At 54.5% G+C, this 14,641-nt stretch carries 11 protein-coding genes; 7 read left to right on the top strand and 4 right to left on the bottom strand.

Annotation, left to right across the window (positions count from 1 at the left end):
• The first annotated feature begins 16 nt into the window (after positions 1–16).
• Positions 17–229, top strand: coding sequence for a 50S ribosomal protein L31 (rpmE, locus tag I2123_RS01150; RefSeq protein ID WP_112168908.1), 213 nt, complete (start codon positions 17–19; stop codon positions 227–229).
• Positions 230–394: 165 nt separating this feature from the next.
• On the opposite strand, the gene metJ is transcribed toward rpmE, so the two are convergent.
• Entirely contained in the window at positions 395–712 is a 318-nt protein-coding gene (metJ, locus tag I2123_RS01145) for a met regulon transcriptional regulator MetJ (protein ID WP_004392248.1), read from the bottom strand.
• A gap of 338 nt (positions 713–1,050) precedes the next feature.
• On the opposite strand from metJ, the gene metB reads away from it, so the two are divergent.
• The 3 genes from metB to metF all read left to right on the top strand — a co-directional run bounded on the left by metB (position 1,051) and on the right by metF (position 5,786).
• Positions 1,051–2,211: a cystathionine gamma-synthase gene (gene metB / locus I2123_RS01140; RefSeq protein ID WP_112168909.1), complete on the top strand. Its 1,161-nt coding sequence runs from the start codon at positions 1,051–1,053 to the stop codon at positions 2,209–2,211.
• A 2-nt stretch (positions 2,212–2,213) separates the two neighbouring features.
• Positions 2,214–4,649, top strand: a complete 2,436-nt coding sequence (locus tag I2123_RS01135; RefSeq protein ID WP_213051611.1) for a bifunctional aspartate kinase/homoserine dehydrogenase II — start codon at positions 2,214–2,216, stop codon at positions 4,647–4,649.
• Positions 4,650–4,877: 228 nt separating this feature from the next.
• Positions 4,878–5,786 (top strand): methylenetetrahydrofolate reductase, encoded by a 909-nt coding sequence (gene metF / locus I2123_RS01130; RefSeq protein ID WP_112168911.1) that lies wholly within the window; start codon positions 4,878–4,880, stop codon positions 5,784–5,786.
• A gap of 75 nt (positions 5,787–5,861) precedes the next feature.
• Here metF and ppc read toward each other — a convergent pair whose 3' ends face one another.
• Positions 5,862–8,507: a phosphoenolpyruvate carboxylase gene (gene ppc, locus I2123_RS01125; protein WP_112169523.1), complete on the bottom strand. Its 2,646-nt coding sequence runs from the start codon at positions 8,505–8,507 to the stop codon at positions 5,862–5,864.
• A gap of 301 nt (positions 8,508–8,808) precedes the next feature.
• Entirely contained in the window at positions 8,809–9,960 is a 1,152-nt protein-coding gene (gene argE, locus I2123_RS01120; protein WP_213051610.1) for an acetylornithine deacetylase, read from the bottom strand.
• Between the two features lie 223 nt (positions 9,961–10,183).
• On the opposite strand from argE, the gene argC reads away from it, so the two are divergent.
• From argC to argH, 3 genes are all read left to right on the top strand, one after another.
• Positions 10,184–11,188: an N-acetyl-gamma-glutamyl-phosphate reductase gene (argC, locus tag I2123_RS01115; protein WP_112169519.1), complete on the top strand. Its 1,005-nt coding sequence runs from the start codon at positions 10,184–10,186 to the stop codon at positions 11,186–11,188.
• A 128-nt stretch (positions 11,189–11,316) separates the two neighbouring features.
• Positions 11,317–12,090 (top strand): acetylglutamate kinase, encoded by a 774-nt coding sequence (gene argB, locus I2123_RS01110; RefSeq protein WP_112169517.1) that lies wholly within the window; start codon positions 11,317–11,319, stop codon positions 12,088–12,090.
• A 74-nt stretch (positions 12,091–12,164) separates the two neighbouring features.
• Positions 12,165–13,541: an argininosuccinate lyase gene (gene argH / locus I2123_RS01105; protein ID WP_112169515.1), complete on the top strand. Its 1,377-nt coding sequence runs from the start codon at positions 12,165–12,167 to the stop codon at positions 13,539–13,541.
• Positions 13,542–13,827: 286 nt separating this feature from the next.
• Here the strand turns inward: argH and I2123_RS01100 are convergent, their stop codons facing one another.
• The gene (locus I2123_RS01100; protein ID WP_112169513.1) at positions 13,828–14,589 is read right to left on the bottom strand and encodes a glutathione peroxidase; all 762 of its coding nucleotides are present in this window, start codon (positions 14,587–14,589) and stop codon (positions 13,828–13,830) included.
• Positions 14,590–14,641 lie beyond the last annotated feature (52 nt).

The following is a 14,641-nucleotide window of genomic DNA, read 5'->3' as shown; positions in this document are numbered from 1 at the left end:
AAGAAGAGGTTTTCCCATGAAACAAGGTATTCACCCTAAATACGTAGAAATTACTGCAAACTGCTCATGCGGTAATGTTATCAAAACTCACTCCACAGTGGGTCACGACCTGAACCTGGACGTTTGTGGCGAATGCCACCCGTTCTATACTGGTAAGCAACGTGAAGTCGCTACCGGTGGCCGTGTTGACCGCTTTAACAAGCGTTTCAGCGTGCCAAGCAGCAAATAATATTGCTGGCTTGAGAGCAAAAAAAGGCGCCGATGGCGCCTTTTTTGTTGCCTGTCGTTCCACTTCCCGCCAGACAAATCTTCCCGATGAAACCCTGCGTTAATCATCCGATACACTGAAACCCGCACAATCGTCCGCACGGGATTTTCAGCGGTACTCAGTTAATCAATATTCCCAGGTATCAGGATCCACACCCAATTCACGCATCAGGATCTTCGCCGCTTCCGGGATTTCGTCACTGCGTTCTTTACGCAGGTCTTCGTCATTCGGCAAAGGCTGACCGGTAAAGGCATGCAGGAAAGCCTCACACAATAATTCACTGTTGGTCGCATGACGCAGGTTGTTGACCTGACGACGGGTGCGTTCATCGGTGAGAATTTTGAGGACTTTCAGCGGAATGGATACCGTGATTTTCTTAACTTGTTCGCTTTTCTTACCGTGTTCAGCGTAAGGGCTGACATATTCGCCGTTCCACTCAGCCATGGGACACCTTAAATTTATCAAAAAATAAAATTCTGAAAACCCGGCGATTATGCCCGATTTTCACTGTTCTCACTAAGTAAATGTCCGTATTTAACAGGGTTATCTCACGATTTACCCCGGGGCATTGTTCATTTTGTCGCCTGACGCCGGGTTGTATTCAGTGGCCTGTGCGTCCGCGATCGGCCAGACATTCTCATAACGCCATAATTTTAGCGGGTATTGCGCCGTTGCTCAATCTATACGCAAAGAAGTTTAGATGTCCAGATGTATTGACGTCTATAAATCCGGGCGTTACTCTTTATCACCTCACCCTTCGCATATCGCAGGAAGAAAAGACTATGACGCACAAGCAAGCCACCATTGCCGTGGGCAGTGGCCTGAACAATGATCAGCAATATGGTTGTGTAGTTCCGCCAATCGCGCTTTCCAGCACCTACAACTTTGAAGACTTCAATCAGCCAAGAGCCCACGATTATTCACGTCGCGGAAACCCGACGCGTGATATCGCTCAGCGCGCACTGGCGGATCTGGAAGGCGGCGCGGGGGCGGTACTGACCAGCAGTGGCATGTCTGCGATTCATCTGGTGTGTACGGTCTTTCTGAAACCTGGCGATTTACTGCTGGCTCCGCACGACTGTTATGGCGGCAGCTACCGCTTGTTCGACAGCCTGAGCAAGCGCGGCGCGTATCGCGTGCGCTTTGTCGATCAGGGTGATCCGCAGGCGCTGGCCGAGGCGCTGAAGGAAAAACCGGCGCTGGTGTTGATCGAAACCCCAAGCAATCCGCTGCTGCGCGTTGTGGATATTCAGGCGATTTGTGCGGCTTCTCATGAAGCGGGGGCGCTGACGGTGGTTGATAACACCTTCCTCAGCCCGGCGTTGCAAAACCCGTTACAGCTCGGCGCGGATTTAGTTGTTCATTCTTGTACTAAATATCTTAACGGCCATTCTGATGTGGTCGCCGGTACGGTAATATCTAAGACCGCTGAACATGCGACGGAACTGGCCTGGTGGGCAAACAACATCGGCGTCACCGCCGCCGCCTTTGACAGCTATCTGTTGCTGCGTGGTCTGCGCACGTTAACGGTTCGCGTGAAACAGCAGCAGGAAAATGCACTGGCGATTGTTGCTTATTTACAGCAGCAATCGCAGGTCAAAAAGCTGTATCATCCGTCGCTGCCGGAAAACCAGGGGCATGAAATTGCCCGCCGTCAGCAACGTGGCTTTGGCGCCATGATCAGTTTTGAATTTAACGGTGATGAAGCGCAGCTGCGCCATTTCCTGAAAGAATTGAAGTTATTTACCCTCGCAGAATCCTTGGGAGGTGTCGAAAGCCTGATTTCTCATACCGCCACCATGACGCATGCCGGTATGGCGCCTGAGGCGCGTAAAGCCGCCGGGATTTCTGACAGCTTGCTCCGTATTTCTGTAGGTCTTGAAGACAGTGAAGATTTGATTGCTGATCTGGAACACGCATTCCAGTCAGTGGCAACGAGGTAAGTATGAATGCAATAGCGGTCGCAGCACCGGCGGGAAGCCGGCAGTTGCACAAATTTGGTGGTAGCAGTCTGGCCGACGTGAAATGTTATCTGCGCGTCGCAGGCATTATGTCCGAGTACGCCAAACCGGGCGACATGATGGTCGTGTCGGCGGCGGGCAGCACGACGAACCAGCTGATCAGCTGGTTGAAACTGAGCCAGACTGACAGGATTTCCGCGCATCAGGTCCAGCAGACACTGCGCCGCTATCAGAGTGATTTGATTTCCGGTCTGCTACCGCCGGAAATGGCTGAGCCGCTTATTGCTTCCTTTATTCACGATCTCGAACGTCTGGCCGTGCTGCTCGACGGCAAGGTAACCGACGCGATTTATGCGGAAGTGGTCGGGCACGGCGAAATCTGGTCCGCCCGCCTGATGTCGGCGGTGCTGTGCAAGCTGGAGCTTCCGGCTGCCTGGCTGGATGCCCGCGAATTCCTGCGCGCCGAACGCGCCGCGCAGCCACAGGTGGATGAAGGCCGTTCTTATCCGCTGCTGCAACAGCTGCTCGCGCAACATCCTCAGCAATATCTGGTGGTGACCGGCTTTATCTCGCGCAATGACGCGGGTGAAACCGTGCTGCTTGGCCGTAACGGCAGCGACTATTCCGCCACCCAGATTGGCGCACTGGCTGATGCCAGCCGCGTAACAATCTGGAGCGACGTTGCCGGTGTGTACAGCGCTGACCCGCGTAAAGTGAAAGATGCCTGTTTACTGCCGTTGTTGCGTCTGGATGAAGCCAGTGAACTGGCGCGTCTGGCCGCTCCCGTTCTCCACACCCGCACTTTGCAGCCGGTCTCCGGCAGCGACATCGATTTACAGCTGCGTTGCAGCTATCAGCCGGAGCAGGGCTCGACGCGCATTGAGCGCGTGCTGGCGTCCGGTACCGGCGCGAAGATTGTCACCAGTCACGATGATATTTGCCTGATTGAAGTGGCGATCCCGTCCGGTCATGATTTCGGCCTGGCGCAGAAAGACGTCGAACTGTTGCTCAAGCGTGCGCAGGTCAAACCGCTGTGCACCGGCGTTCATCCTGACCGCAATCTGCTGCAACTTTGCTACACCTCCGAAGTGGCGGGCAGCGCATTGCAGGTGTTGGAAGAAGCGGCACTGCCGGGGCGTCTGACGCTGCGTGAAGGGCTGGCGCTGGTGGCGCTGGTCGGTGCGGGCGTGTGTAAAAACCCGCTGCACAGCCACCGTTTCTATCAGGAAATGAAAGATCAGCCGGTTGAATTCATCTGGCAAGCCGAGGACGGGATCAGCCTGGTCGCGGTTCTGCGCATTGGCCCGACGGCGCACCTGATTCAGGGGCTGCACAAAACGCTGTTCCGCGCTGAAAAACAAATCGGCCTGATGCTGTTTGGTAAAGGGAATATCGGTTCGCGCTGGCTGGAATTATTTGCCCGCGAGCAAAAGAACATTTCTGCCCGCAGCGGCTTTGAGTTTGTACTGGCCGGCGTAGTCGACAGCAAACGCAGCCTGCTCAATTACGAAGGGCTGGACGCCAGCCGGGCGCTGGCCTTCTTTGATGACGAATCTCAGGCGCACGATGAAGAGTCGCTGTTCCTGTGGATGCGTGCGCATCCTTACGACGATCTGGTGGTGCTGGATGTGACCGCGAGCGCCGAACTGGCCGATCAGTATCTGGATTTCGCCAGCTACGGGTTCCACGTGATCAGCGCCAACAAACTGGCGGGCGCATCTGACAGCAATAAATACCGTCAGATCCGCGATGCCTTCTCCAAAACCGACAGCCACTGGCTTTACAACGCCACCGTTGGCGCGGGTTTACCGGTGAACCATACCGTGCGTGATTTACGCGAAAGCGGCGACAGCATTCTGGCGATCAGCGGGATTTTCTCCGGCACGTTATCCTGGCTGTTCCTGCAATTCGACGGCACGCTGCCGTTCACCGAGTTGGTGGATCTGGCGTGGCAGCAGGGGCTGACAGAGCCTGATCCGCGCGACGATTTATCGGGTCAGGACGTCATGCGCAAGCTGGTTATTCTGGCGCGCGAGGCGGGTTATGATATCGAGCCGACGCAGGTTCGTGTGGAATCACTGGTGCCGCCAGCTTGTACCACCGGCTCTGTCGATCAGTTCTTTGAAGACGGCGAGGCGCTGAATCAGCAAATGTTGCAGCGTCTCGAAGCGGCCCGGGAAATGGGGCTGGTGCTGCGCTACGTGGCGCGTTTCGATGCCAATGGTAAAGCGCGTGTCGGCGTCGAAGCGGTGCGTGAAGACCATCCTCTGGCGTCTTTGTTGCCGTGCGACAACGTCTTTGCCATCGAAAGCCGCTGGTACCGCGATAACCCGCTGGTCATTCGCGGTCCGGGTGCCGGGCGCGATGTCACCGCTGGCGCGTTACAGTCCGACCTTAACCGCCTGACGCAATTGCTTTAATTCTTTGCGCCTTCCCCGGCTTATGAGGGGAAGGCGCTTATTCCCCGCAGCAAAATTTCACCAAAATGAAATTCTTTCAGATTGCGTGAAGATTAATCATCCCCCGAAATCATTTTCACGTTGACACCTTGCCCGCTTTCCGTCATTTTCTATCTATACGTTTAGACGTCCAGACGTTCATCATAAAAAATCATAATGAAAACGCAGTGATCTATGAGGTAGTGTTATATGAGCTTTTTCCACGCAAACCAGCGCGAAGCGCTGAATCAAAACCTGGCAGAATTGCAGGGTCAGATTAACGTCTCTTTCGAGTTTTTCCCGCCGCGTACCAGCGAGATGGAAGATACGTTGTGGAGCTCTATCGACCGTCTGAGCAGCCTCAAACCTAAGTTTGTTTCCGTCACCTACGGCGCAAACTCCGGCGAGCGCGACCGCACGCACAGCATCATCAAAGGCATTAAAGAGCGTACCGGTCTGGAAGCAGCCCCGCACCTGACCTGTATTGACGCTAACCGCGATGAACTGCGCCAGATTGCACAGGATTACTGGCAGAGCGGCATCCGTCACATCGTGGCACTGCGCGGCGATTTACCTGCGGGCAGCGGCAAGCCGGAAATGTACGCCACCGATCTGGTTCACCTTCTAAAAGAAGTCGGCGATTTTGATATCTCTGTCGCGGCTTACCCGGAAGTTCACCCTGAAGCAAAAAGCGCACAGGCGGATCTCATCAACCTGAAGCGTAAAATAGATGCCGGTGCCAACCGCGCCATCACCCAGTTTTTCTTCGACGTGGAAAGCTACCTGCGTTTTCGCGACCGCTGCGCCGGTCAGGGCATTGACGTGGAAATCGTGCCGGGCATCCTGCCTGTCTCTAACTTCAAACAGCTGACCCGCTTTGCGACCATGACTAACGTCCGAGTGCCGCACTGGATGAACAGCATGTTTGAAGGGCTGGATGACGATGCCGAGACCCGCAAAATGGTCGGTGCCAACATCGCGATGGACATGGTGAAAATCCTCAGCCGCGAAGGTGTGAAGGATTTCCACTTCTACACCCTGAACCGTGCAGAAATGAGTTATGCGATTTGCCATACCCTGGGTGTTCGCCCTGAAATCGCCGTCCCCGTTCGTGCCTGATCCCTTGCATCACGAATGCTGAAAACAAAAAACCCGCGAATTCGCGGGTTTTTGCTTTAGAGCGTTGAGACATTACTAGCCGGTATTGCGCATACCTGCCGCCACGCCAGCAATCGTCACCATCAGTGCCTGTTCGATATTGGCATCCTGCTTGCCGTCTTTTTCCAGTTCGCGTGAACGGTGCAGCAGTTCAGCCTGCAGAACGTTCAGCGGATCGGTATAGACGTTACGCAGTGCGATGGATTCAGCAATCCATGGCAAATCTTCCATCAGATGATCATCGTTGGAAATCGCCAGAATGACTTTGATATCGCTGGCCAGCTGATCGCGCAGCTGCTGGCCGAGCGGCCACAGTTCTTTTTCCACCAGACGGTGATCGTAGTATTCCGCCAGCCACAGATCGGCTTTGGCAAACACCATTTCCAGCATCCCGATGCGGGTGGAGAAGAACGGCCAGTCGCGGCACATGGTTTCCAGCTCGTCACGTTTTCCGTCATCCACCACGGCTTGCAAACCGGCACCAGCGCCCAGCCAGGCAGGCAGCATCAGACGGTTTTGCGTCCAGGCGAAGATCCACGGAATAGCACGAAGGCTTTCGACGCCACCGCTGGCTTTACGTTTTGCAGGGCGTGAACCCAGTGGAAGCTTAGCCAGTTCCTGCTCCGGCGTTGCGGCGCGGAAGTAAGGCACGAAGTCTTTGTTCTCGCGGATGTAACCACGGTACATCTTGCAGGACACGTCAGACAGCTGTTCCATGATGTCCACCCAGGCTTTTTTCGGCTCAGGCGGTGGCAACAGATTGGCTTCCAGAATGGCGGAGGTGTACAGCGCCAGACTGCTGATAGTGACTTCCGGCAGGCCAAACTTGAAGCGGATCATCTCGCCCTGTTCGGTTACGCGCAGTCCACCTTTCAGGCTGCCCGGAGGCTGAGACAGTAACGCCGCCTGTGCCGGGGCACCGCCACGGCCAATGGAACCGCCGCGTCCGTGGAACAGTGTCAGAGCAATGCCCGCTTTCTCGCAGGTTTTGATCAGGGCATCCTGCGCGCGGTATTGCGCCCATGACGCCGCCATCACGCCCGCGTCTTTCGCGGAGTCGGAATAGCCAATCATCACCATCTGTTTGCCCTGAATGAAACCGCGATACCAGTCGATGCTCAGCAACTGCTTCATCACGTCGTCGGCGTTGTTCAGGTCGTCCAGCGTTTCGAACAGGGGCGCTACCGGCATCGGGAACGGGCAACCCGCCTCTTTCAGCAACAGATGCACAGCCAGCACGTCAGACGGGGTACGTGCCATGGAAATCACATAGGCGGCGATAGACCCTTCCGGCGCTTCAGCTATAACCTGACAGGTATCCAGCACTTCTTTGGTATCAGCGCTCGGTTCCCAATGACGCGGGACCAGTGGACGCTGAGAATTCAGTTCGCGGATCAGGAACGCCTGCTTGTCAGATTCTGACCAGCTTTCATAATCGCCCAGACCCAGATAACGGGTAATTTCTGCGATGGCGTCGGTGTGACGGGTACTTTCCTGACGCACATCGATACGCACTAACGGTACGCCGAAGCAGCGCACGCGGCGCAGGGTATCAAGCAACTGACCGTTGGCGATGATGCCCATGTTGCAGGCCTGCAAGGACTGATAGCAGGCGTACAGCGGTGCCCACAGTTGGTCATTTTTCACCAGTAAATCATGTGGACGCGTGACGCGTTCGCCTTTCAGGCGCGCTTCCAGATAGACCTGCGTGGAGGTCAACTGACTGCGCAACTGTTTCATGATTTCACGGTACGGCTCGATAATGTCAGAACCGCCCGCCAGCTCGCGCAGCTCAGGCGTACATTCGGTCATCGACAGTTCAGATACCAGCACTGCGATATCGCGCAGGAACAGGTCGGTCGCTTTCCAGCGGCTCAGCAACAGGACGTGGCGGGTAATATCGGCGGTCACATTCGGGTTACCATCGCGGTCACCGCCCATCCAGGAGGTGAAACGAACCGGTACCGCTTCCACCGGCATTTTGTAATCCAGCGAGGTTTCCAGCTGCTCGTTGAGTTCGCGCAGGAAAGCAGGAACGCCTTCCCACAGGCTGTTTTCAACGACCGCAAAACCCCATTTGGCTTCATCAACCGGAGAAGGGCGGTTTTTGCGGATTTCATCGGTATGCCATGACTGCGCGATCAACTGGCGCAGGCGGCGCATAATCTGTTTGCGTTCGTAATCGGCCAGATCGTTGTGGTCGAGCTGCTTGAGGCAGTTATTGACTTCGACCAGTTTGTGGATAAGCGTTCTACGGGCGATTTCGGTCGGGTGCGCGGTCAGGACCAGTTCAATGGAAAGCTGTTCAACGGCGTCACGTAATTGCTGATCAGAGAGATTTTTGGATTTCAGACGTTCGAACAACAACGCCAGCGCTTCGGGATTGCTGGCCGCCTCGCCGTGCGGCGAAATGCTGTGATATTGCTCAGCCACGTTGGCTAAATTCAGGAACTGGCTGAATGCGCGGGCAACCGGCAGCAGTTCATCATTCGACAGATTTTGCAGCGTTGACAGTAATTCCTGACGATCCGCTTCGTTTCCGGCGCGGGAGGATTTAGACAGTTTACGAATTTGCTCAACACGATCGAGGATATGTTCTCCCAACGTATCTTTGATCGTATCGCCCAGCAGTTTACCTAACGTACTGACATTACTTCGCATTGCGGAATATTGTTCGTTCATATCACCTCTGACCCGTTCTCTCGTTTAATTTTTATATTCTGTAAATAACTTTCACCCGTCAGGCATTCTTGCCCCGTTCACCCTGCCAACCTGGCCACACTTTTCAAAAGCAGCCCCTGTTTTAACCCAAAAAGCCCCGATCACTCACGTGAAAAATGGTCTTTTTAGCAATGTCGCTGAAATTTAATTACAACCGCGACGATATCAGTTTGGCTAATCCACTTTTGCGAACTCGTTTTGTACAGTAGCAAAGGGCGCCCCGGAGCGCCCTGATTGTTTCTTCATCAACCCTGATTCAGGATCAGTGATAACAGAAGTGATGCACAACCTGAGATATCAGCTCACGTGTCGGTTTAATGAACGCGGTATCAATATATTCATCTGGCTGATGCGCCTGATCGATAGAACCGGGGCCAAGCACCAGCGTCGGGCACAGCTCCTGAATAAATGGCGCTTCGGTGCAGTAGTTAACGATTTCCGTTTCCACACCCAGCAACTTCTCAACCACCTGCACCAGCTGATGATCCGGCGGACATTCATAGCCAGGGATCGGCGGATGCAGTTCTTCAATCACGATGCGTCCGGGCCAGCGCTGACTCACCGGCTCCAGCGCTTCGTTCAGCAGGCCGTTGATTTCGGACAGTGTCAGACCCGGCAGCGGGCGGATATCCATATGCAGTTCACAACAGGCGCAGATGCGGTTTGGCGCATCGCCGCCGTTGATATGACCAAAGTTCATGGTCGGATAGGGGATCACGAAACCACTGTGGTTGTATCGGGTTTTCAACGTATTGCGCAGGGTCATTAAATGGGTAATCGACTCGTGCATCAGCTCAATGGCATTCACGCCGCGCGAAGGATCGCTTGAGTGGCCGGACTGACCGGTGATGCGGATGGCGTTCGATAAATGACCTTTATGCGCACGAACCGGCTTCAGCGAGGTCGGTTCGCCGATGATCGCGCAATCAGGGCGGATTTTGGTATTTTTAGAAAAATAGCTGGCACCGGCCATGGTGGTTTCTTCATCGGCGGTCGCCAAAATATACAGCGGTTTAGTCAGTTTAGTCAGATCCACGTCGCGCAGTGAATCGAGGATAAAGGCGAAGAAACCTTTCATATCGGCAGTACCCAAACCATAGAGCTTATTTTCGTGCTCGGTGAGGGTGAAAGGATCGCGCGTCCAGCGGCCATCGTCGAACGGAACGGTGTCCGTATGACCGGCCAGCAGCAAGCCGCCTGCACCTTCACCGGTGCTGGCTAACATATTGAATTTGTTTCGGGTTCCCGGCACGGGCTGCACTTCTACTTTAAAGCCCAAATCTCCAAACCAGCCTGCCAGTAAGTTGATTAGCGTTTCATTGCTCTGATCCAACGCGCTGTCTGTGGCGCTGATGGAAGGGGTTGCGATTAACGCCCGATAGAGCTCAATAAAAGGAGGTAATTTCATCTTCACTGTTGACAGCCTTTAGTTAGGGTAGTATTCATATTCATGCAATAATTGTGAATAAAAATACAATAAGCCAGCGCGTAAGGAAACCGGAAAAAATTCCGGTAAGGTAAAACGACACGGCTGAATCTCGCGGGTGAGCGGCGTACAACGCAGTGACCACCTGTTACCTGTTGAAGTCCCTGTATCGCAAAGCCATACAGATAAGTTGAGAAGGTGAACAGACCCTATGTTGAATACGCTGATTGTTGGTGCCACAGGTTATGCCGGAGCTGAACTCGCTGCTTACCTTAATCGCCACCCACATATGAACATAACCGGTTTAACGGTTTCAGCGCAAAGTGCAGATGCAGGAAAGTTGCTTTCTGATTTGCATCCTCAATTAAAAGGTATTGTCGATCTGCCTGTTTTGCCGCTGACGGACGTTGCCGAAGCCGCAAAAGGCGTCGATGTCGTGTTTCTGGCGACCGCGCATGAAGTCAGCCACGATTTAGCTCCGCAGTTTCTGGCGGCGGGCTGCGTGGTGTTTGACCTGTCCGGTGCCTTTCGCGTCAGCAAACCTGAGTTTTATACCGAATTCTACGGCTTTGAGCATCAGCACCTCGATCTGCTGGATAAAGCCGTGTACGGCCTCGCCGAATGGCAGGCGGGCAAACTGAAAGATGCCGAGCTTATCGCCGTGCCGGGTTGCTACCCGACCGCGTCACAGCTGGCGCTCAAACCGCTCATCGAAAACGGATTGCTCAATGACAGCCAGTGGCCGGTGATCAACGCCACCAGCGGCGTCAGCGGCGCAGGGCGTAAAGCCACGCTGGGCAACAGTTTCTGCGAAGTCAGCCTGCAACCTTACAAACTGTTCAGCCATCGTCATGAGCCTGAAATCGCTGAGCACCTCGGCGTGCCGGTGATTTTCACGCCGCATCTGGGCAACTTCCCGCGCGGAATTCTGGCAACCATCACCTGTCGTTTGAAAGCGGGCGTGACGGAGCAGGACGTAGCGGAAGCTTTCCACAATGCGTATCACGATAAACCGCTGGTGCGCTTATACACCCAAGGCGTACCGGCGCTGAAAGACGTGGTCGGGCTGCCGTTCTGCGATATCGGTTTTGCCGTGAAAGGTGAACATCTGATTGTGGTGGCGACGGAAGATAACGTGCTGAAAGGCGCGTCGGCGCAGGCGGTGCAGTGTATGAACATTCGCTTTGGCTTCCCGGAAACGCAATCACTGCTTTAACAATCAGTCAGATTGTCAGCAAAAAAACAACCGTCCCTGAGCGTTTATTCAGATGCGCAGGGATGTTAGATTAAATTAAACATATTGTTATTCATTAACATAAACAATTGGTCGAGGCGCAAACAGCTATGAATCCGTTAGTCATCAAATTGGGTGGAGTGTTGCTGGATAATGAAGAAGCACTTGAGCGCCTGTTCATGGCGGTCGTCGCTTATCGTCAGGAATATCAGCGCCCGCTGGTGATCGTCCACGGTGGCGGCTGCCTGGTTGATGAGCTGATGAAAAAGCTGAATCTGCCCGTCGTTAAGAAAGCTGGCCTGCGCGTCACGCCTGCCGACCAGATTGACATCATTACCGGCGCACTGGCCGGAAGCGCCAACAAAACTCTGCTGGCGTGGGCCGTGAAAAATCACATCAACGCGGTCGGCCTTTCACTGGCAGACGGTGGCTCGGTCAGCGTAACGCAACTGAGCGAAGAACTGGGCAACGTCGGCAAAGCCGAAGCGGGTAACCCGGCGCTGATCAACACCCTGACCGGCGCAGGGTACCTGCCAATCGTCAGCTCTATCGGGATCACCGCAGCCGGTGACTTGATGAACGTCAACGCCGATCAGGCCGCGACAGCTCTGGCCGCCACACTGGGTGCCGATCTGATTCTGCTTTCCGACGTCAGCGGCATTCTTGATGGCAAAGGTCAGCGCATTCCGGAAATGAGTGCGGAAAGGGCCGAACAGCTGATCGACCAGGGCATTATTACCGACGGTATGATCGTCAAAGTTCACGCCGCACTGGACGCTGCGCGCACTCTCGGACGTCCGGTGGATATCGCCAGCTGGCGTCACGCCGAGCAATTACCGGCACTGTTTAACGGCGTCGCTATCGGTACACGTATTCTGGCGTAACACCTTTCGGCAGACACTTTTTTCAGGGCGCAGCATAGTGCGCCCTTTTGTATAAAAATTTCAGGAGCGGGAAAATGGCACTTTGGGGCGGACGTTTTACTCAGGCGGCGGATCAGCGGTTTAAAGAACTCAATGACTCACTGCGTTTCGATTACCGGCTGGCAGAGCAAGATATCGTCGGTTCCGTGGCGTGGTCGAAAGCGCTGGTCACCGTCAACGTACTGACGGCTGACGAGCAGATTGAGCTCGAAGGCGCGCTGAACGTGCTGCTGGAAGAAGTCCGTGCGAATCCCCGCGCTATTTTAGCCAGCGATGCAGAAGATATTCACAGCTGGGTAGAAGGCAAACTGATCGACAAAGTCGGTAACCTCGGCAAAAAACTGCACACTGGCCGCAGCCGTAACGATCAGGTCGCCACTGACCTCAAACTGTGGTGCAAGGCGCAAGTGATTGAACTTGGCGATGCATTGCATCATCTGCAACAGGCACTGGTCGCGACTGCACAAGCCAATCAGGATGCGGTTATGCCGGGTTACACCCACCTGCAACGTGCCCAGCCGGTGACCTTCGCGCACTGGTGTATGGCGTATGTGGAAATGCTGGCGCGTGACGAAAGCCGTCTGAAAGATACCCTGACCCGTCTGGACGTCAGCCCGCTGGGTTGTGGCGCACTGGCCGGTACCGCCTATCCGATGGATCGTGAACAGCTGGCCGGCTGGTTAGGTTTCGCGTCTGCAACCCGCAACAGTCTCGACAGCGTTTCCGACCGCGACCACGTGCTGGAGTTGCTGTCCAACGCCGCCATCAGCATGGTTCACCTTTCCCGTTTCGCCGAAGACCTGATCTTCTTCAACACCGGCGAAGCGGCGTTTATCGACCTGTCTGACCGTGTGACTTCCGGCTCTTCCCTGATGCCACAGAAGAAAAACCCGGACGCGCTGGAGCTTATCCGTGGCAAATGTGGCCGCGTGCAGGGCGCACTGACTGGCATGATGATGACCATGAAAGGCTTGCCGCTGGCCTACAACAAGGACATGCAGGAAGACAAAGAAGGGCTGTTCGACGCGCTCGACACCTGGATGGATTGCCTGAATATGGCGGCGCTGGTGCTCGATGGCATTCAGGTGAAACGTCCGCGTGCGAAAGAAGCCGCGCAGCAGGGCTATGCTAACTCCACTGAACTGGCGGATTATCTGGTCGCCAAAGGCGTCCCGTTCCGTGAAGCGCACCATATTGTGGGTGAAGCGGTAGTGGAAGCGATCAATCAGGGTAAAGCGCTGGAAGCGTTGTCTTTGCAAGATTTGCAGAAATTCAGCAGCGTGATTGGCGACGATGTGTACCCGATTCTCGAGCTGCAATCCTGCCTCGACAAACGCGCAGCCAAAGGCGGCGTGTCTCCTCAGCAGGTTGCACAGGCGATTGCCGATGCGAAAACCCGTTTAGGGCTGTAAGTCTTTGCGTTTCTCCCCCTGCAAAGGGGGGATCCCTCTTCAAAATTCACTCTTTTTCCATGCCCCCGGCCTTTGCGTCATCATCGTCCTGCCATACAAAATGTATCGACCGCAAAGTGTCGCAGCAGAAGGTCATAAAAACACGTGGGATCTCAGAACAGGGATGGATGAAGCAAAAAAAAGGCGGACCCAAGGTCCGCCGAAAGTTCACGTAGTCTAACTTTGCTTTTTTGTTGGTAATGCAGGGACTCTTGTCTTATTTCTAACTCTGGGTATTCACTGACACTTATTGTGCAACTTCGCACACTTCCTGAGTTTCTGAATGCAGGTAAACATCCAGATCGTCGCTTCCGCCGATGTGGCGTCCACCGATGAAGACCTGCGGCACGGTCGCACGGCCTGTAACGGCACGCAGGCTGACGGTGGTCGCGTCTTTACCTAATACAATTTCTTCGTACTGGATACCGCGTTCCTGCAGCATCTGTTTGGCTTTAGCACAGAACGGACAGCCCGGTTTAGTGAACACGGAAACGGACTCCTGCACTTTATATTCTGGTGCCAGGTACTTCAGCATGGTGTCTGCATCAGACACTTCAAACGGGTCGCCCGGCTTGTTTGGCTCGACGAACATTTTCTCGACCACGCCGTTACGCACCAGCATGGAATAGCGCCATGAACGCGGACCGAAGCCTAAATCGGCTTTTTCCACCAGCATGTCCATCCCTTTGGTGAACTCGCCGTTACCGTCCGGAATGAAGGTGATGTTGGCGGCGCTTTGTTCTGCTTTCCACGCGTTCATCACGAAGGTGTCATTCACGGAGACGCACAGAATGCTGTCTACGCCATGGCTTTTGAACACCGGAGCCAGCTCGTTGTAACGCGGCAGGTGGCTCGAAGAACAGGTTGGGGTAAATGCCCCCGGCAGTGAAAAGACGATCACTGTTTTATTTTTGAACAGCTCATCCGTCGTGAGGTCAACCCATTGGTCGCCCTGACGGGTGTGAAAAGTAACGTGTGGTACGTGTTTCCCTTCCTGGCTTGCAAACATGAATAACCTCTTAATTAATCTATAAATTGAACAATGTTTTCGGCGGCGCCGT

The organism is Rahnella inusitata (assembly GCF_018288855.1).
Lineage (GTDB): Bacteria > Pseudomonadota > Gammaproteobacteria > Enterobacterales > Enterobacteriaceae > Rahnella > Rahnella inusitata.
Note: the sequence above shows the minus strand (reverse complement) of the source record. Positions and strands in the feature narration are given on the sequence as shown.

What these genes read in the sequence shown, in the direction of transcription:
- rpmE (WP_112168908.1), top strand. Translation starts at nt 17, where the DNA reads ATGAAACAAGGTATTCACCCTAAATACGTAGAAATTACTGCAAACTGC.
- metJ (WP_004392248.1), bottom strand. Translation starts at nt 712, where the DNA reads ATGGCTGAGTGGAACGGCGAATATGTCAGCCCTTACGCTGAACACGGT.
- metB (WP_112168909.1), top strand. Translation starts at nt 1,051, where the DNA reads ATGACGCACAAGCAAGCCACCATTGCCGTGGGCAGTGGCCTGAACAAT.
- I2123_RS01135 (WP_213051611.1), top strand. Translation starts at nt 2,214, where the DNA reads ATGAATGCAATAGCGGTCGCAGCACCGGCGGGAAGCCGGCAGTTGCAC.
- metF (WP_112168911.1), top strand. Translation starts at nt 4,878, where the DNA reads ATGAGCTTTTTCCACGCAAACCAGCGCGAAGCGCTGAATCAAAACCTG.
- ppc (WP_112169523.1), bottom strand. Translation starts at nt 8,507, where the DNA reads ATGAACGAACAATATTCCGCAATGCGAAGTAATGTCAGTACGTTAGGT.
- argC (WP_112169519.1), top strand. Translation starts at nt 10,184, where the DNA reads ATGTTGAATACGCTGATTGTTGGTGCCACAGGTTATGCCGGAGCTGAA.
- argB (WP_112169517.1), top strand. Translation starts at nt 11,317, where the DNA reads ATGAATCCGTTAGTCATCAAATTGGGTGGAGTGTTGCTGGATAATGAA.
- argH (WP_112169515.1), top strand. Translation starts at nt 12,165, where the DNA reads ATGGCACTTTGGGGCGGACGTTTTACTCAGGCGGCGGATCAGCGGTTT.
- I2123_RS01100 (WP_112169513.1), bottom strand. Translation starts at nt 14,589, where the DNA reads ATGTTTGCAAGCCAGGAAGGGAAACACGTACCACACGTTACTTTTCAC.